Origin of the sequence: Haloarcula onubensis (assembly GCF_031624605.1) — an archaeon.
In the GTDB taxonomy this organism is placed as follows: Archaea; Halobacteriota; Halobacteria; order Halobacteriales; family Haloarculaceae; genus Haloarcula; species Haloarcula onubensis.
In genome coordinates, this window is the sequence record NZ_JAMQOS010000003.1 from 371754 (window position 1) to 389852 (window position 18099).

Annotated in this window: 16 protein-coding genes and 1 pseudogene; 10 read left to right on the forward strand and 7 right to left on the reverse strand. The window is 65.8% G+C overall.

The window, feature by feature from the left end; all coding sequences use genetic code 11:
* The first annotated feature begins 26 nt into the window (after window positions 1–26).
* The 4 genes and pseudogenes from NDI86_RS11315 to NDI86_RS11330 all read left to right on the forward strand — a co-directional run bounded on the left by NDI86_RS11315 (window position 27) and on the right by NDI86_RS11330 (window position 3063).
* Window positions 27–173, forward strand: a complete 147-nt coding sequence (locus NDI86_RS11315; RefSeq protein WP_310900532.1) for a hypothetical protein — start codon at window positions 27–29, stop codon at window positions 171–173.
* Window positions 166–2529, forward strand: a complete 2364-nt coding sequence (locus NDI86_RS11320; protein WP_310900533.1) for an amino acid permease — start codon at window positions 166–168, stop codon at window positions 2527–2529. Before NDI86_RS11315 ends, NDI86_RS11320 begins: the two co-directional genes overlap by 8 nt.
* Window positions 2530–2591: 62 nt before the next feature.
* A pseudogene (locus tag NDI86_RS11325) lies at window positions 2592–2858 on the forward strand (SLC13 family permease); the annotation flags it as partial.
* Window positions 2836–3063, forward strand: a complete 228-nt coding sequence (locus NDI86_RS11330; RefSeq protein WP_310900676.1) for a hotdog family protein — start codon at window positions 2836–2838, stop codon at window positions 3061–3063. The pseudogene NDI86_RS11325 and the gene NDI86_RS11330, both read left to right, overlap by 23 nt.
* Window positions 3064–3110: 47 nt before the next feature.
* Here NDI86_RS11330 and NDI86_RS11335 read toward each other — a convergent pair whose 3' ends face one another.
* Both NDI86_RS11335 and NDI86_RS11340 read right to left on the reverse strand, forming a co-directional pair.
* Window positions 3111–3992: a DedA family protein gene (locus NDI86_RS11335; protein ID WP_310900534.1), complete on the reverse strand. Its 882-nt coding sequence runs from the start codon at window positions 3990–3992 to the stop codon at window positions 3111–3113.
* Between the two features lie 106 nt (window positions 3993–4098).
* The gene (locus NDI86_RS11340; protein ID WP_310900535.1) at window positions 4099–4386 is read right to left on the reverse strand and encodes a hypothetical protein; all 288 of its coding nucleotides are present in this window, start codon (window positions 4384–4386) and stop codon (window positions 4099–4101) included.
* Window positions 4387–4533: 147 nt separating this feature from the next.
* Here NDI86_RS11340 and NDI86_RS11345 point away from each other — a divergent pair, with 147 nt between their 5' ends.
* The 4 genes from NDI86_RS11345 (at window position 4534) to NDI86_RS11360 (ending at window position 8359) form a co-directional block, all read left to right on the forward strand.
* Window positions 4534–5574: a lysylphosphatidylglycerol synthase transmembrane domain-containing protein gene (locus tag NDI86_RS11345; RefSeq protein WP_310900536.1), complete on the forward strand. Its 1041-nt coding sequence runs from the start codon at window positions 4534–4536 to the stop codon at window positions 5572–5574.
* Between the two features lie 164 nt (window positions 5575–5738).
* Entirely contained in the window at window positions 5739–6185 is a 447-nt protein-coding gene (locus NDI86_RS11350) for a universal stress protein (RefSeq protein ID WP_310900537.1), read from the forward strand.
* A gap of 52 nt (window positions 6186–6237) precedes the next feature.
* The gene (locus NDI86_RS11355; protein WP_310900538.1) at window positions 6238–7050 is read left to right on the forward strand and encodes a YihY/virulence factor BrkB family protein; all 813 of its coding nucleotides are present in this window, start codon (window positions 6238–6240) and stop codon (window positions 7048–7050) included.
* 256 nt (window positions 7051–7306) lie between these two features.
* On the forward strand, window positions 7307–8359 hold the full coding sequence (locus tag NDI86_RS11360; RefSeq protein WP_310900539.1) for a zinc-binding dehydrogenase: 1053 nt from the start codon (window positions 7307–7309) through the stop codon (window positions 8357–8359).
* Window positions 8360–8613: 254 nt separating this feature from the next.
* Here the strand turns inward: NDI86_RS11360 and NDI86_RS11365 are convergent, their stop codons facing one another.
* The 4 genes from NDI86_RS11365 to NDI86_RS11380 form a co-directional block, all read right to left on the reverse strand.
* Window positions 8614–10080 carry an MATE family efflux transporter gene (locus NDI86_RS11365; protein ID WP_310900540.1) on the reverse strand — a complete coding sequence of 489 codons (1467 nt, stop codon included), beginning with the start codon at window positions 10078–10080 and terminating at the stop codon, window positions 8614–8616.
* Complete coding sequence (locus NDI86_RS11370; RefSeq protein ID WP_310900541.1) at window positions 10077–10667, reverse strand: TetR/AcrR family transcriptional regulator; 591 nt, start codon at window positions 10665–10667, stop codon at window positions 10077–10079. Before NDI86_RS11370 ends, NDI86_RS11365 begins: the two co-directional genes overlap by 4 nt.
* A gap of 137 nt (window positions 10668–10804) precedes the next feature.
* The gene (locus NDI86_RS11375; protein ID WP_310900542.1) at window positions 10805–11566 is read right to left on the reverse strand and encodes a sugar phosphate isomerase/epimerase family protein; all 762 of its coding nucleotides are present in this window, start codon (window positions 11564–11566) and stop codon (window positions 10805–10807) included.
* Between the two features lie 57 nt (window positions 11567–11623).
* The gene (locus NDI86_RS11380) at window positions 11624–11824 is read right to left on the reverse strand and encodes a hypothetical protein (protein ID WP_310900543.1); all 201 of its coding nucleotides are present in this window, start codon (window positions 11822–11824) and stop codon (window positions 11624–11626) included.
* Between the two features lie 971 nt (window positions 11825–12795).
* On the opposite strand from NDI86_RS11380, the gene NDI86_RS11385 reads away from it, so the two are divergent.
* The gene (locus NDI86_RS11385; protein WP_310900544.1) at window positions 12796–13878 is read left to right on the forward strand and encodes a TrmB family transcriptional regulator; all 1083 of its coding nucleotides are present in this window, start codon (window positions 12796–12798) and stop codon (window positions 13876–13878) included.
* Here NDI86_RS11385 and NDI86_RS11390 read toward each other — a convergent pair.
* On the reverse strand, window positions 13869–16100 hold the full coding sequence (locus NDI86_RS11390; protein WP_310900545.1) for a glycoside hydrolase family 3 N-terminal domain-containing protein: 2232 nt from the start codon (window positions 16098–16100) through the stop codon (window positions 13869–13871). The genes NDI86_RS11385 and NDI86_RS11390 overlap by 10 nt on opposite strands.
* A 420-nt stretch (window positions 16101–16520) precedes the next feature.
* On the opposite strand from NDI86_RS11390, the gene NDI86_RS11395 reads away from it, so the two are divergent.
* On the forward strand, window positions 16521–18089 hold the full coding sequence (locus NDI86_RS11395) for an ABC transporter substrate-binding protein (protein ID WP_310900546.1): 1569 nt from the start codon (window positions 16521–16523) through the stop codon (window positions 18087–18089).
* Window positions 18090–18099 lie beyond the last annotated feature (10 nt).

Below are 18099 nucleotides of genomic sequence, written 5' to 3' on the forward strand. Positions count from 1 at the left end.
GTCTCGAACCACGGGCGTAAGCCACAATGCCTGGGACGGACGTACTCATCGGCGTCGGGCTGACGGTGCTTTCGTGGGCGGCGCTGACCTACACGGTCATCCGTGGCCGTCGCACGGTGAATCGCCTCGCCCGGGCGCGAACTTCGCGCCGGGGGGACGCCGTCGATGGCTAGCGACGCCGAGACGGGCGCGGACTTCGCGCGCGAACTGACGCTACTGGACGTGACGTTCATCGGCATCGGGGCGATGATAGGCGGGAGCATCTTCGTGTTGAGCGGGCTCGCGGCCGGCGAGTCGGGACCGGCGCTCGTCCTCGCGTTCGCGCTCAACGGTTTCATCACTATCTTCACCGGAATGGTGTACGCCGAACTCGGCAGCGCCATCCCCGAGCCCGGCGGGGGATATCTCTGGGTCCGCACGGCACTGGGTCGCTCGCAGGCCTTTCTCTCCGGATGGATGAGCTGGTTCGCTCACGCCGTCGCCGGCTCGCTGTACATCCTCAGCTTCGGGTCGTTCGTCACGCTCATTCTAACCGAGTACTTCGGGCTGACCCTCGGGCTCAGTGATACACAGCTCCAGCAGGGGTTCGCGCTCCTCGCGGTGGCCCTCTTTACCTACATCAACTACCGCGGCGCGAAGGAGACCAGCCGGGCGGAAAATCTCGTCACCGCCTTACAACTGCTCATCATCGCCGCCTTCGTCGTCGCTGGCGTGGCGGCGATGGTCCATCAGCCCCAGGTCACGGCCGCGAACTTCGAACCGTTCTTTCCCAACGGGGCCGGCGGGGTCTTTCTGGCGATGGGACTGACGTTCATCGCGTTCGAGGGCTACGAGATAATCGTCCAGTCGGGCCGTGAGGTGGTGAACCCACGCGAGAACATCCCGAAGGCGGTGTTTTACTCGATGTTCGTCGTCGTCACCATCTACGTGCTGGTGGGTGCGGTCCTCATCGGCGGCGTGGAACTGACACCCGACCTGCTGGAGACGGCCCGGACGACCGACAGCATCGGCGGGAGCACTGTCGAGGCGTTGCCGCCCGCCCCGACGGTGTGGGAGGTGCTGGGCCACCTCGGCGAGTTCGGCCTCGCACAGGCGGCCGGGCAGTTTCTCCCCTTTGGCACGCTCGTCATCCTGGTGACTGGCATCCTCTCGTCGCTGGCCGCGCTCAACGCGACGACCTTCTCCAGTTCCCGCGTCGGCTACGCGATGGGGAGAGACAGCGTCTTTCCGGACGCCTTCGAGCGGATTCACCCGGACCACCAGACGCCACACGTCTCCATCGTCCTCAGCGGCGCGCTCATCGCCGTGATGGCCGTCTCGCTTCCGCTGGCGCAGGTCGCGGCGGCGACCGACCTGATGTTTCTCCTCCTCTTCTTGCAGGTGAACTACTCGATGATTCGTATCCGGCGTGAACACGGGGAGGACCTCGACTACGGCTACATCGCACCGTACTTCCCGTACGTCCCCATCGTCGGTATCCTGACGAAGCTCTTTCTGGCAGTCTACTTCTTCAACTACAGCCCGCTGGCGTGGCTGCTCGCGGTCGGCTGGATTCTGGCTGGCCTCGTGGTGTTTCTCGTCTACTCACAGGGTCGGATTCGGCGGACGGAACTCGCCGCCGAGGTACGCGTCCTCTCCGAAGAACGGAGTGCTGCCGGCCGGCCGAACCAGATTCTCGTCCCGATAGCGAACCCCGAGACCGCACACCGCCTCCTCGAACTCGCGTCCACGCTGGCCCGCCAGACCGACAGCGAACTGCTCGTCACGACGGTCGTGACTATTCCCGTACAGACACCGCTCGAGGAGGGTGAATCCTACGTCAGGGACGAACGAGACTGGCTCGACGAGGCGCTGGCGACCGTGCCGGCGGACGTACCGGCCCACCGAACTGTCACCATCGGCCGAACGGCCGGCCGGAGCATCGTGAGTCTCGCTCAGCAGTACGACAGCGACCAGGTGGTACTGGGCTGGCGGGGGCAACGCCGGCGGCGTGAGTACGTCCTCGGGTCGACCATCGACTACGTCGTCGACGAGGCCCCCTGTGACGTCGTCGTCGCGAAATCGAGCGGTACTGAACATCCCCGGCGGGTACTGGTGCCGACCGACGGTGGCCCCCACAGCGAGCGAGCCGAGGACATCGCAGGGACGTTCGTCGGCGCCGTCGACGGCGAGCTCACGCTCCTCACCGTCGGCCTCGATGGCCCCATCGGTCAACCGTATCTCGACTCGCGCCAGTCGATGCTCGAACGGCGAGGGATGACGGTGGCCACCGAACTGCTAGACGATGCCGACATCGTCGACGCAATCTTGCGCTACGCCGGCGAGCACGAGGCCGATACGATAGTGATGGGCGCGACCCGTCAGGGGCTGTTGGGTCGCGCACTCTTCGGGGACGTTCCTGAGACAGTCGGGGAACGATTCGACGGCGAGGTGCTGTTAGTGAAACAGTATCGGCCCACGCGGTCGCTCGTCCGCGCATGGCTCCGCCGGTGGCTCGGTGAGCGGCGAGTTTCGAGTTCGTCGGAGTAACGTGAACCGACGGACGGATAGTTGAATCGTAACTTTGTCCCGAGCGGCAGAAGCCGGCATCGATGGGCTGGGTCCAGGGACAGGTCCTTCGGGTCGGTATGTCACCGGCCATCCTGGTAGTGCTCGGGGTAGTGTTACTGGCCCTCGTGTTGTTCGTCACCGGAGCGTTGCCCGTCGACGTGACGGCCATCGTCGTCCTGCTCGTCTTGACGCTGCTGGAGCCGTGGACGACTATCTCACCCGAGGAAGCCATCTCCGGGTTCGCGAACGAGGCGACCATCACCGTCCTCGCGATGCTGATTCTGAGTGCGGGGATTAGCCGGACTGGTCATCTATCTCAGCCGGACCACGAGCTTTGCCGCGCCGGTCGAGAGCGGCGAGCGAATCACCGCCCGCTGTGAGGTCATCGGCGACCTCGGCCACGACCACTATCGCCTCAACGCACAGGTGTTCGACGAGACCGACGAGGCGGTCGTCAGTGGCGAGGTCGTGGTGCTGATCAAACCGTTGCCTGGAGATGGCGTGGGTGAGTGAGCGCGGCGCCGGTAGCGTCGTGCTGGACGGGAGTTCTGGCCGACGGATTACCCACGGAACAGGCGACTGCCTCGGAGCCGTCGGTACTGTTCGAGCAGCGAGACGCGCGCCCAGATTTCGGCGAGTACCCCCGTCGCCAGCAGCGTGAGCACTCCCAGTAGCAAGAGTATGTCCGCTTGGGAGAGGCCGTAGGCGAGGAGATACCGTGGGTTGTTCCACACCCACGTCAGCGAGGCGAACGCCTGTGCCGGGACACTGAGCGCGGCACTGATCAGTAACAGGCCAGCGATACCGCCACAGAGGCGAAGGGCCGCGAGCGACAGTCGCTTCGCAGCACCCGGATGGGCCCGTATCCAAGCCCGTCGGTGCCACAACAACAGAGCGACGCTGAGGGCCACGGCCACCTCCACCAGAACAACGCTTGGATGTGTCCGGATGTACGCCAGATTCAGGAGCAGGACGTTCGTCACCGTCGCGAGGGCGACACGGACGGGTTCCCCGGAACGTGGTCCGGCGTAGACCAGATACGTCAGCGAGGCATTGAACAGGAGCGACCCCGCAGCAGAATAGACGACGAAGGTCCGGGGTGGCATCGCGGCTGCCCCGGCGGGCACGGACACCAGGGCTCGGACGAACGGAAGCAGACGGCCCCAGAAGACCGAGGATTCGCCCCAGCGGCGATACCAGCCTTGCCACCGGTCGAGGTCCGCCTGCGAGACGTGGACGTACCGCCCGTACCGGTCGAGGACTCGCGCGCCGTTCCGGCCGAACAGGACGTAGGCGACGAGGCTGCCGACGGTCGCCCCTGCCGTCGCGACGAGGACGAACGCCGCGAAGGAGAGCGGGCCGACGACGAGGAGGGCGGCTGCCACCGGCAGGACGACTTCACTGGGGACGAAGTGGAGCAACAGCGAGGTCTCCAGAACCATGTAGCAGAAGACGGCGAGTAACCCGTACGTAGTGATAAACCGGAGTACCGCATGTTGCATCCCCGGAGCGGACAGAGCCTGTGAGGCCGTCATACGGCGGAGACTCTCAGACACTCCTCGTCACGAAGACAGTGGCTCGAGTCACCTGACTCGGTGTGAAGCCCACGCTGCCGAGGTAGAGCAGTCGCCGGTCGACACCGAGGACCAGCGACGCAATCCACGCGAAAAATCCCGGGCTAGCAAGGACGAGCAGAACGGCGATGACGCCCTCGTTCACGTCTTTCCCCCCGTATAGATGTCTCACGCCGGACAGCGCAGCCAGCACGGTGGCCGCGTAATCGAGCGAGCAGCGGTCGCCGTCCGCCTGGACGTCTCCACTGGTCTCTGTGCCCATACAACCGTTCTCTCAGCCCACAGACAAAAGGTAGCTCGCTGATATCACAGGGCTGCCGAGCGCGTAGCACCGCGACCGCGCCGTGACAGCCGGTTGGTCAACTGCTGGGAAGAACGGCCATACCGCTCGGGTACCTCTGTGGGCGTGATGGCCCGTGTCACGGCCGTACCCGACTGGCGACTCGTCGGCCTCGGACTCATAGCCGGCGCAATCGTGCTGAGTCTGTTCGTCCTGGTCGTCGGTCTCAACGACGTCGTCGCGGCACTCCGAGCGGCGCGAGGCTGGGTGCTACCGCTCGTCGTGGCGGCGTCGGTCGGATGGCTCCTGCTCTGGAGTGTGAGCCTCGGTACCGTCCTCAGCGTCCTCGACGTGCCCCACACGCGGCCGGTGACGGTCGCGGCGTACCTCGGTATCGTGTTCGCGAACAACGTCACCCCGTTCGCACAGGCCGGGGCCGAACCACTGGCCGCGGTGATAGTGTCGCGGGCGACGGACACCCGGTTCGAAGTCAGCCTCTCGGCCGTCGCCAGCGTCGACGCCCTGAACGTCTTTCCCTCGGTGGGACTCGCGGCGCTCGGACTGCTGTATCTGACCGTGACGGCGACGCTGAACCCCCGACTCGAACTCGCAGCAGTGCTGTTTATCGCGCTGGTGGCGCTCGTGACGGCCGGCGGCCTGTCGCTGTGGCGACACCGGCGGACGGCCGAACGTAGTCTTCGCGGACTGGCCGGCCGCGCCGAGGCGCGACTGGCCCGCACCGGGTCGGAATCGAGTCGGACGCTCGACCTCGAAGGGCGTGTCACCGGGTTCGTCCGGGCCGTCGAACGCCTCGCGAGTCGGCCGCGACAACTCGGTATCGCGCTTGCCTACTCGACGGGCGGGTGGCTCTGTCTCGTCGCCGCCCTCTGGCTGTCGCTGTACGCGGTCGGACACGCGGTCCCGGCCGAGGTCGCGATGTTCGTGGTGCCGCTCGCGTTCGTCGGGAGTCTGACGCCGCTGCCCGGCGGTGCCGGCGGTATCGACGCGGCGTACGTCTTCCTGCTGAGTGCCCTGACGCCGGTCCCTCTCGCCGACGTGACGGCCGCCGTCCTCGTCTACCGGGCCGCGACGTACCTCTTGCCGGTGCTGGCCGGTGGGGCCGCGGCGACGATGGTGAGCGCCCGGTCCGGGTCTGCTCCCGACGAATGAGACCGGCACCGACGCCGTGACACCGCAGTTCTGAACGCACAGTGGTGCCAGACCGTCCCGCGTCCGTCGACACTGCAGGCCCAGGAGCCGGGAGAAGAGTCGGTACGAACCTAGCACGTGGCCCGTGACAACCGATACACGACAGCCCCGGCCATCTCTGAGATATGTTCGAGCAGATACTGGTCCCGACGGACGGGAGCGAAGCCGCCGGTCGGGCAGTCGACCTCGCGCTGGACATCGCCGAGACGTACGACAGCGGGTTGCACACGGTGTACGTCGTCGACATTGGGAGCCTGGCCGCGGACGAAGACAGCGACGGCTGGCTCATCGAGCGGGCGCTCGAAGCGGACGGCGAGCGGGCGATAACCGAGGTCCGGGAGCGAGCGGTGGGGGCCGACATCCCGGTCGAATCGGGGATACGGTACGGCCGTCCATACAAGACGATACTGCAGTACGTCGACGACAACGACATCGACCTCGTCGTCCTCGGAACGCACGGTCGGCGTGGGCTCGACCACTACCTGCTCGGGAGTGTGACAGAGCGGGTCGTTCGGACCGCACCGGTGCCCGTTCTCACGGTGCGAGCGACCGACAGGCCAGCGACCGAATGACGCTCCACGTCACGTCGGGGCTCCGGTCAGCGTTCGGCGTCGAGTAGCACAGATGGCACGGCGTGTACTCGTCACCCGACTCCACGGCCTCTCGTCGCTGGGACGGCGGGTCTTTCGCGCGAGTCGGCGAGCGAACCTGGGATTCATGGCCGGAAGCGTGGCGTTCCAGGCGTTCATGTCGCTGCTCCCGTTGCTCGTGAGTATCTACCTCCTCGCGCTGGTGCTTGCGGGCGAAGCGGTCGCGCGAGCGTCGCTTTCGCTCGCCGAGTCGTTTCTGCCCCGGTCCGGCCAAGCGGCGCTCGGGCCGGTCCTGACGGGGCAGGTGTCGACAGCCACGGTCTCGGCCATCAGTCTCGCTGTTCTGCTCTGGGGGGCCGTCGGGCTATTCAGGACGCTGGAGACGGCCTTCGGCACGATTTACGTGACCCAGCGACGGCCCTCGACACTCACACGAGTGACCGACGCGCTCGTGGCGTTCGTCGCCGTCCTTCTCGCGATCCTCCTCGCAGTCGGGACCGCCAGCACTGCAGTCCTCGCGTATCTGCCGGCAGTTACCCTCGTCAGTTCGCTGCTGGTGTGGGTCGGCCTCGGCATCGTCTTCCTGCCGATGTACTACCTGTTCCCCAACCGCCCGCTCAGGGTCCGCGATGCCGTTCCCGGCGCAGTCATCGCCGCCCTTGGCTGGTCGCTGTTGCAAGCCGCCTTTCAACTGTATCTCCGCTTCGTCGCGAGTCCTGACATCGCTGGCGTCGTTGGGTCGGTCCTCGTCCTCCTGACGTGGCTGTACTACGGTAGTTACGTCATCTTGTTCGGTGCCGTGGTCAACGCGACCATCGGCGAGCGGACGACGGCCGACGGCAAGTGACGACGGGGTTGCAGAGCCCCAGACGGAGTGTCGGAGAGTGCTTCGGGACGGCGCCGACCCCGGGTCGGCCCACACCGGCGTACCAAGCCTGTCAGAAGCGAAGCGACGAAGATGGGCCCGAGTCCCGGTGGATAGCTGGCCGAGGGCGACACGACTGTCGCCGGTGGTGGGGAGCGTCTGGTACGTTCCTGCCGGACGAACGAAAGAACGCGATTGAATAGTCACTCGGCGCTACGGTCCTACCGAGGTCTGACCCATGAAAGCATACGTCATGCACAACATCGGTGAGACGGGATTCGTCGAGAAGGAGCCGCCGGAACCGGGGCCGGACGACGCCGTCGTTCGACCGACGAAAGGCCTCGTCTGTACCTCCGACGTCCACACGGTCCACGGCGCCATCGGCGAGCGCGACGACATCACACTCGGCCACGAAGCCGTGGGTGTGGTCGAGGAGGTCGGCAGCGATGTCTCCGTCTTCGAGCCGGGCGACCGCGTCGCCGTCGGCGCGATAACGCCCGAGTGGGGCTCGCTCGCGGCCCAGGACGGCCACCCCTCCCAATCGAATCAGGCGCTGGGCGGATGGCAGTTCGCGAACGTCAGAGACGGCGTCTTCGCCGAGCGGTTCCACGTCAACGAGGCCGACGCCAATATGGCTCACATCCCCGATACTGTCGCTGACGAGGCTGCTGTCTACGTCGCCGATATGATGAGCACGGGGTTCAGCGCCGCCGAACGGGCCGCCATCCCCGTCGGGGGCACCGTCGCCGTCTTCGCGCAGGGGCCGGTCGGGTTGATGGCGACGAAAGGCGCGGTGCTGCAGGGCGCGGGGCAGGTCATCGCCGTCGAGAGCGTCGAAAGACGGCAGGAACTCGCACAACAGTACGGCGCCGACGAGATCGTCGACTACACCGAGACCGACGTCGTCGAGGCGATAGCCGACCTGACCGACGGCGAGGGCGTCGACGCGGCCATCGAAGCGCTGGGCGCCAACGAGACGTTCAAACACTGCGTCGAGGTGACCAAACCCGGCGGTGTCGTCTCCAACGTCGGCTACCACGGCGAGGGCGAGTACGTCGAGATTCCACGCGCGGAGTGGGGCGTCGGCATGGCCGAGACGGACATCGTCACGTCGCTGTGTCCCGGCGGCCGGCTCCGCCTCCGCCGGCTGCTCCGACTGCTGGAGCGCGACCGCGTCGACCCGACGCCGATGACGACCCACGAGTTCGACTTCGAGGACGTCGACGAGGCGTTCCACCTGATGGACACGAAAGCGGAGGGTATCATCAAGCCGCTCATCGACTTCAGTTGAGTCGGCGAGAGACGACTCACCTTCGGGGCGGTGAGGTCACTGTTCGACTGCCTCACCTTCGGCGTGCTCTTGCGGCCCGTGGACGCTGGCCGGCCGTGTTTCGGACGGGGTGGTTCGTCGAGCCAGTCGTCTCCGCTATCCTTGTCGTCCTTCTTCTGGGAGGCGTCGTAGTTCTCTACGTCCCGACGGTCGAAATCGCAAACCCCCCTCCTGACAGCGCCGTCGGAACCTGATGACCCCGCCGACGGCGGCGCTCAGTCGTCGACCGCCGGGGCCTCGAACTCCTCTTCGAAATCGGCGTCCGTCGAGCCCGCCGGCCCGCGAACGTCACCGTCGCGCCACGTGCCGCGGCGGAACCACAGCCACGCGATGGTCGCGCCGGCCACGTTCGAGACGAAGAAGGCGAGCCAGATGCCGCGGACGCCGAAGATAGCGTCGGCGAACGGAACCGGCAGCCGATACTGGGAGGCGACGTAGGCGATTGGCAGTCGGATGACGGCGAGGGTCGTGACGGAGATGGCGGCGGCGACGAGCGTCTTGCCCGCGCCGCGGAACCCGCCGGTGAAGGCCCGCATGATGCCGATGAAGCCAAAGGAGAGCGAGACGTACCGCAGGAACGTCGCCCCCTCGGCGACGACGGCCGGGTCGTCGGTGAACACGGCGACGATGGGCCGAGGCACGAGGAAGATAGCCACGCCCATGAGCGCGAGGATAGCGAACAGCCCCTTGGCCGCGAGGTAGTTGGCCTGCTCGGCGCGGTCGTACTTGCCGGCCCCGATGTTCTGCCCGCTCATCGTCTCGACGCCGCGGGCGACGGCGATGGCCGGCAGGAAGATGACCGAGAACACGCGCGTCCCGATACCAAAGGCCGCGACGACCGTCGTCGAGAACAGGCCGACGACGACGAGCAAGGCGTTGATGGAGAGGGCCCGACCGGTCCCCTCGATGCTCGCCGGGACGCCGATTTCCAGAATCTTTCGGAGGTACTGGAAGTCAGGCGCGAGGTCCGAGAGGTGAATCTGGATGCCGCGGCTCCCCGAGAGCATGATACCGAGACCGACGACCATCGCCAGGCTCCGGGAGAATACGGTCGCGACGGCCGCCCCCTGGATGCCCAGTTCGGGGACGGCGATGGGTCCCACGTCCCAGCCGTTGATGAGGAACGGGTCCAGCACGACGTTGAGGACGACCGTCCCCAGCATCACGAGCATGGGCGTGATAGTGTCACCGGCCCCGCGCATCAGGGAGATGAACACGAAGAAGCCGAACATGAACGGCAGCCCGAGCGCGATGACCTGCATGTACGCCGTCGCGCCCGGGAGGACGTCGGGCGAGGCCCCGAGGAAGTCGAGGAACGGGCGGACGAACGGATAGGCGACGAGCCCGAGTGTCAACGAGGCAGCGAAGGCGAAGGTGAACGTCTGCGAGGCCGCGTACTCCGCTTTCCGCGTCTCCTCGGCCCCGGTGTGCTGGGCGACGAGGACGCTCCCAGCGACCGAGAGGCCCATCCCGAGTGAAATCAGGAGAAACACCATCGGGAAGCCAAAGGAGATGGCCGCCAGCGCGTCCGTCGAGTACCGCCCGAGCCAGAAGGTGTCCGCGAGGTTGTAGGCGGTCTGGAGGAGGTTCGTGATGACGATTGGCAGGGAGAGGAACACAAGCGGCTTGAGGATGTCCCCGTCCGTGAGATTCAGCTCCTCCTGTCCCTTGAACAGGCTCACGCCGCCACCTCCGAGCCGGGCGTCCAGCCCAGGTGCAGCGCCAGCGTCCCCTCGATGGTCTCGCGGGTCCGGTCGGTCCGCTCACCGAGTGCCACCGACCGGACGTGTGCGCCGTTTATCATCGTCGCGACGAGCCGTGCTACCTCGTCGGGGTCGGCGTCGTCGAAGTGACCGTCCTCGATGCCGTCGCGGACGGCCGTCCCGACGACGTCACACACGACCTCGTCGAGTTCGACGAACCGCTCGCGAAAGAGGTCGTGGTACGGCGCCTGCGCTTTCAGTTCCATCAGCGCGACCGGGAAGTCGTCGTGGTCGGACGAGGACTCCTCGAAGACGGCGTCGAGAAAGTCGGTCAGCCGGTCGCGCGGGTCCCGGGCCTCGCAGGCCAGTCGCGACTCGAAGCGGTCCAGCAGGTCGTCGAGGAACGCGTTCAACAGCTCCTCTTTCGTGTCGAAGTGGTAGTGTATCGCCGCCGACGTGACCGACGATTCGTCGGCGATTCGCTGCATCGTGAGGTCGGCGTAGCCGTGCTCGCAGAGCGCACGGCCCGTCGCCGCCATGATTTCGGCGGTGCTCTCTGAACTCATCGTACCGTGACTTACTGACTAGTCAGTTAAGAGGATTTTGATTAACCAGTTAGTCAGTGGTCTCTCGGAGTCGGCGCGCCGGGCCGATACGAGAACGGGCGACGCGACCGGCGTCTCCCGACACGGCCGCATCGACGCTATCTGTCGAGCACTCGCGCTTCGAGTCGGTGCCGGTCCTCGGCCGTCGCGTCGAGGGGCGTCTCGGGGCAGTCGTGTTCGTAGATGGCCCACTCGACGGCCGAGTCCCGCAGTCGCTCGCCGAGTCGGTCCAGGTCGAGACAGCCCGTGCCGAGTCGCGTCGCCCTCCCGGTTTCGGCGTCGACGTCTTTGACGTGAACGAGCGAGATTCGGTCGGCGTACCGGTCCAGCAGCGCGGCCGGGTCCGCCCCGGCGTAGGCGGCCCAGCCCGCGTCCAGTTCCAGTTCGACGTCTGTCTGTGCCAGTACCCGTTCGAGGGCGTATTCGCCGTCGATTCGCTGGAACTCCTGGTCGTGGTTGTGGTAGTGGAGTCGGACGTCCGCGTCGGCGAGCGCCTCGGCGAGCGCCGAGAGGGCGCTCGCCGTCTCCGCCACGGCCGCTTCGTCTTCGAAACACGCGGCGTCCAGATACGGAACGACGGCGTTCGTGGTCCCCACTGCGCGACAGAGTTCGACAACCCGCGCCCGACTCATCGCCGAGGGGTGGGCTCCGGGCAGCGAGCCGACGGCGGCGTGGATGCCAGCGACCGAGAGGCCGAGACGTTCGAGCGTCGCCGCCGTCGTCTCGGGGTCGCTCTCGGGCAGTCGGGACGCGAACTCGACGCCGTCGTAGCCGGCCGCCGCGACCCGTTCCAGCAGCGTTTCGAGGTCGGCCTCGACGTCGCGTAACGTGTAGAGCTGTATCGCCGTTCGAGCGGTCATCGTCCCTGCTTCCGGTCGGGTCGACGAATAGTTACCGAGAGCCGCGACACGAGCGGGTCACGGGTCGACGTGGTGGACGGCGTCGGGCGAGAGCAGCCGACCGGTCGGGAGCGCGACCCAGCCGTTCGGGAGCACGCGAACGCTCCCCTCGTGCAGCACTCGCTCCTGTTCGAAGTCGCCGTAGACTGTCGCGTCGTCGTACTCGAGTACCAGTTCGTCCGTGAACTCGCCCCAGACCGATTTCGTGGAGATGACCATACCCTCTCGACGGCCCGTTGACGGATAACAGTTCGCGGACCCCCGTGTCGACGACACGTCGGCGGTGAACTCGACGACCGCTGCCGCTTCGAATCCGCACGGGCGGTAGCTGCGTTCGCCCCGACCGTACCGACGCAATTATGACAGTATTACTAACTACATGTATTTCTGAGGTAACTCAGAAAAGCTCCGCTCGAATACGGCGCTTCGGGTAGCGAATGCAATTTCCGAGAAGTGACGTTCTCTCTACCATTCTGAGTTATTCTGAGATATTTCGGCAATACAGGCGATAAATATGATGGTATATGCTGTAATATAGGGTAAAATACACGTGTCTGAATCTATTTATGGAGCGAGAATCTGCGTTTGTATTCAGAGAGGCCTGTGTATATTATATTAGATATTCTTGTTCTAATCGGAATTTTGATATGCTGAGTTGGCCGTTCACAGCGCCGGTAGGTGTGTAACTGACCGGGCCGGGCTCACCGCGCCTCGAGACGGCCGACCGTTTCGCGCTCCTGATTGAAACAGGGTTACGGTGTTTCGATTTGGCGGGCGGAACTGCCTCGAGCTGAAACGCACTAAAGGTGTTTCAGAACTGGGTTCGCCACCCCGCTCGCTACCCCAACCCCGTCCGCCGATGCAACTCTCCGTGCTATCGGTCTCCAGTGTCGTCGAGCGGTCGTCCGGCGCCCCACCACCGGTGTGAAGTATAAGAAAGAATATTAATATAGTTCTTACACACCGATTCGAGATATATCGGGATAGTAATGAGTCGGAGGCAGACAACAAATCGAAATCGACTCATACGACCTAAAGTTCCTCAAATCGGCCGTCTGGGAGACATATAGGATTAGACAGATTACGTTACGTTCGTATGACTATTCCCTCGAACGTACGTCTCAGAATTCGAGAATGACGCCTCAGCGGGCGCGGTAAAGATTCATACGGTCAGCCACACGCTATCGGTTATGGACCGAGACACGCTCAAACAGGCACTGGAGAACGCCGACCTCACGGCCTACGAGGCCGAGGCGTATCTCACGCTCGTCGACTACGGGCGCCTCCCCGCCGTCGACGTGGCGAAGAAATCCGGCGTCCCGACGTCACAGGTGTACGACACGCTCCGGTCGCTGGAGTCCAAGGGGTTCGTCGACACGATAGACCAGGACCGACTGCACGCGGAACCGGCCGACCCCGTCGACATCCTCACCCACCTGCGCGAACGGGGGGAACTCTTCACCGAGGCCGCCGAGGAACTCGAAGACCGGTGGGAGCAACCGGACCTCAAGGACCACCGCGTCGGGGTCGTCAAACACGCCGACACGGTGCTCGAACACGTCCGGAACCGGGTCCGAGAGACCGACGTCGCGGTCGAAGTCGCGCTGACCGCCGACCAGTTCGAGTCGCTGCGGACGGCGCTGTACTCGGCCGCCAAGCGGGGCGTCATCGTCCACGTCGCTATCTACTACGAATCCGACCTGACGGAGCGAAGCGAGGCCTGGGACCTCTCCCGGACGAACCTCGAAGTGCGCGTCGTCAAGATACCCGGCCCGTTCATCGCCGTGCTCGACCGGAGTCGAACCTATTTCGCCCCGAACTCGCGGGCCGCGGAGAACTACGGCATCCTCATCAACGACAACATCCTCTCGTTTATCAATCACTGGTACTACCAGACCTGTCTCTGGTACCCGTGGCCGCCGCTGGTCGGGGACCAGGACCGTCCGAAGCCGTACATCAGTCTCAAGGAGTTCATCAGGGACATCTCCGCGCTGCACCACGACGGCGGAAACGTCGCCGTCACCGTCTCGGGCATCGACGTGGCGGCCGACGAGTTCCGCACGGTCACGGGGACGGTCACGGACATCTACTACCCCGACGCGGTCACCGACGATTCGCCGTCGCTCGAACAACTCTCGACGTACGCGGTGGTGACACTCGACACCGGGGACGAGCAACTCACGGTCGGCGGGTGGGGCGCGGTGTTCGAGGACATCGAGGCCCAGAAAATCACGCTGGAGGCGATATCGTTCGACGGCGTCGGTCAGTCGTAGGTCGTCTCGACGGTGAGTTCGACCGTCTGGTCGCCGACCTGCACCGAGTACGCGCCGGCGTCGGTCTGTCTGTCCCCGTCCTCGCCGACCTGTCCCAGTTCGGCCGCGTCGAGTTCGACTTCCGCCGTCGCGCTCTCGCCGCCGTCGAGCGAGACGCGCTCGAAGCCACGGAGTTCACGGACCGGCGTGATACGCGAACTCGCGTGGTTCGTGACGTACACCTGGACCACGTCGCTGCCCGCGCGGTCACCGACGTTCTCGACCGGGACCCGGACCGTCGTCGTGTCGTGTGGCCCGACGGTCGACTCGGTCAGCGCCACGTCGCCGTACTCGAAGTCGGCGTAGCTGCGGCCGTGGCCGAACTCGAACAGCGGGTCGTACGACGAGGGGTGTTCGTCCTGTCCGATGGGGGTCGGGTGTGGGAAGTGGTTGAATCGGGTCGACAGGTGACCCTCGGACTTCGGAATCGAGATGGGCAGTCGACCGCTCGGCTCGTTCTCGCCGAAGAGCGTCTCTGCGACGGCCTGCCCGCCCATCGTCCCGGGGTAGTACGCCATGAGGATGGCCGGGACGTGCTCGGCCATCCAGTCGACGATTAGCGGTCGGCCCGTGACCAGCACGCCGACGACGGGGGTTCCCGACGCCTCCAGCGCCGCGGCGAGTTTGCGCTGGGCGTCGGGCAGGTGGAGGGTGTGTCGGTTCGGGAACTCGTCGGGCTCGGTGCCGGTGTCGACGCTCGGGCCGAACTCGTGGAGGTACCACGGTTCGCCGACGGCGACGACGGCGACGTCGGCGTCTTCGGCGGCCTCGACGGCCGCCTCGACGTCCAGCGTCTCGTTCATCGTCGCCCCCTGCTCGTAGACGACGCTGCCGGACGTGGTCGCCTCGATACCGTCCCGAATCGTCACGACGTCGGTCCCCTCGGGGTCCGGGACACTCCACCCGCCGAGCTGGTGGACCGCGTCGTCGGCGTTCGGCCCGGCGACGAGGACGTCCGCGTCCCCATCCAGCGGGAGGAGCTCGTCGTTTTTCAGGAGGGTCATCGCGTCGCGTGCGACCTCGAGCGACGCCTCGCGGTGGGCGTCGGCCCCGACCACGTCGCGGGCCTCGCTCGGGTCGACGACGGCGTCCTCGAACAGGCCCAGTCGGAACTTCTGTTCGAGGACGCGTTCGACGCTGTCGTCGACGACGGCCTCGGCCACTTCGCCCCGTTCGACCAGCGAGACGAGGTGGTCGGCGTGGTCGACGGCGTCGACGGACGCGATGTCGAGGCCCGCCTCCCGGGTCTGGCGGACGGAGTCGCGGTGGTCGGCGGTTATCTTGTGGTCCGCGTCGAGCATCTTCACGCCGCCCCAGTCGGAGACGACGGTGCCGTCGAAGCCAAGCGTCCCGCGGAGCAGGTCCGTCAGATAGCGCCGCGAGCCGTGTGCCGGCTCCCCGTCGACGGCGTTGTAACAGGGCATCACCGACTCGACGTCCTCGTCGAGCACGTCGAGGAACGACGGCAGGAAGACGTTTCGCAGCAGGTACTCGGAGATTTCGACCGGCGCGGCGTCCTCGCCACGCGCGGGCTCGCTGTAGGCCGGGAAGTGTTTCGCCGTCGCGATGACCGACGACGGGTCCTCGATGCCGTCGCCCTGGTAACCCCGTACTTTCGCGGCCGCCAGTTTCGCACAGAGGTAGGGGCTCTCGCCGAATGTCTCGAACGTGCGCCCCCACCGCGGGTCGCGGGCCACGTCACAGGTCGGCGAGTAGTTCTGGTGGGCGCCGCTGTGCCGGACCTCTGTCGCCGTGATACTCGCACCGCGCTCGACTGCGTCGGCGTCCCACGTCGCTGCGGCGCCCAGACCGTTCGGGAACGCCGTGCCTTCCGCGACGTAGGCGTGGCCGTGGACGGCGTCGACGTTGAACAGCAGCGGGATACCGAGCCGCGTCTCCGAGAGCGCGGCCTCCTGCAGTCGGTTGACGGTGTCGACGATGTCGTCCAGTCGCATGTCGACGGCGCCGCCCCAGCCGAAGGAGGCGACGGCCCCGACGTTGTGTTCGACGACCTCGGCGCGGACGTCGTCGACGTCTTTGAACTCGTCGAGGTGGCCGGCCCAGGTCCCGACCAGTTGCCCGACCTTCTCTTCGAGGGTCATTCGGTCGAGCAAGTCCGCGACGCGTTTCGGGGTCGAGACAGCCGCATCTCTGTATGGGGGCTGCGTATCGCTAGTCTGCATCGTGCGAACGATTCCACCACGCCCATTTATATTTTTGCATGGCCCCGGCAACGCCTGCCGTGGGCGCTGTCGTGCCAGTACCGGCGATTTTGCCAGCAGACCGAGACAGATGCCGCCCGGTCGTGTCGGGTTCAAACTGGCCCGTTTCTGCCGGCAGCTAGACCGCTCCCACCCTGTGTGTCGCGCCAAAGCGGACAATCATCCATGAACAACCGGAAGTACTAAATAGGGATGCGTGGACGTTTCAAACTGTACGCAATGCCACGAGAGACTACTGGCTATAGCGATATGCTTAGCCGACGGCAATTCACTAAACTGACCGGTGCGTCTGGAGCTGCGGCCCTCGCTGGGTGTCTCGGCGGTGAGTCGTCCAGCAGTACCACCCTCACGGGCGCGACGAACGAAGGCGTCCCGTCGAACATGCACCTGAACCCGATGGCGACCCAGAACTACGACTGGACCGCCGGCAACCACATCTTCGAGCGCTTTGCCGCCTACAACTTCTCCACACAGGAGTTCGAGTTGGCCGGGCTGTCGGACTGGTCGTTCGACGACGAGCAGGTCACGCTGACGCTGCGTGACGGCCTCACGTGGGACACCGGCGACGACGTCACCGCGGGCGACGTCATCACCCAGTTCAAACTGATGGAGAAGACCGAGGCCACGCTGTGGGACTTCACCGAGAGCGTCGCCGAGGGGGACGACGACAAGACGGTCGTCCTCACGCTCTCGCGCCCGTCGAACCCGGAGATTATGAAGCACACGCTGGCCAACGGCGACCTCCGGATTCACGGCTACCAGCCGGTCTTCGAGGAGTTCCTGGACAAGGACGCCGCGGCCATCCAGCAGTTCGAGTGGACGGACGACGTCCACGGGAACGGCCCGTTCACGCTCGACTCGAAGAACGACCAGGCCTGGACGCTCACCCGCAACGAGCACTTCTACGACGCCGACAACGTCGGCGTCGACACGTACGAACTCCTGAGCCGACAGGAGAACACCGCGCTCCAGCAGGGGCTGATGGGCGGCGAACTCGACGTCGTCACGAGCCTGTTCACCCCGCCGAAAATCGTCGACAGTTTCCCGGACCACGTCGAAGAGGTCCAGCTCCCGGCGAACTGGGGATACGGGGTCATCTTCAACCACGAGGACGAGGACTTCGGCGACCGGCAGGTGCGACAGGCGATCGCACACGTCATCAACCGCCAGCAGGTCGCGGACAACGCCGGACCGCGCACGAAAAATCCCGCCCCGAAGGTGACCGGCATCGCGCCGGCCGACCAGGAGTCCTGGCTCGGCGACGCCTACGACAGCTTCGAGAGCTACGGGCCGAACGCGACGCAGTCCGACGCGGCCGCCGCGCTGCTTCGCGAGGCCGGCTACTCGAAGTCGGGCGGGACGTGGCGCGACGGTAACGGCGACGCTCTCGGCGGGAGCTACCTGACCCCGGCAGGATGGACCGACTGGACGACCGCGACGAACACCGTCGTCGACCAGTTGAACTCCTTTGGCTTCGAGTTCGAGATAAACTCGGTGCCGACCAGTGACTTCTACGGCGCGTACAGCGAGTCCAACTTCGCTATCGGCGCGTTCTACTGGCTGCCCGGCGGCGCTCGGTCGTCGTTCCCGTACTTCCCGCTGCGGTGGCAACTGACTATCCCCGACGTCGGCGGCGGACACAACTTCAGCGACGGCGAACACACCGTCCCGGCGATGGACGGCTCGGGCGAGACGACGCTGAACCCGCTCGAGGAGATACAGTCCGTCGCGACGATGCAGGACGAGGCGGCCGTCACCGAGACGGTCCAGCGGGTCGCGTGGCACAACAACCAGAATCTCCCGGTGCTCGGCCTCGTCGCGAAGCAGGACCAGTCGTGGCTCACCAGCGACGAGTGGGACGTTCCGTCGAGCGACGCCGACGCTCGCGGCGTCAAGTGGCCGTCGCACTGGCTTCCCAAGCAGGGCGAGTTGCGCCCGGCCGAGCAGTGAGACGGACGGA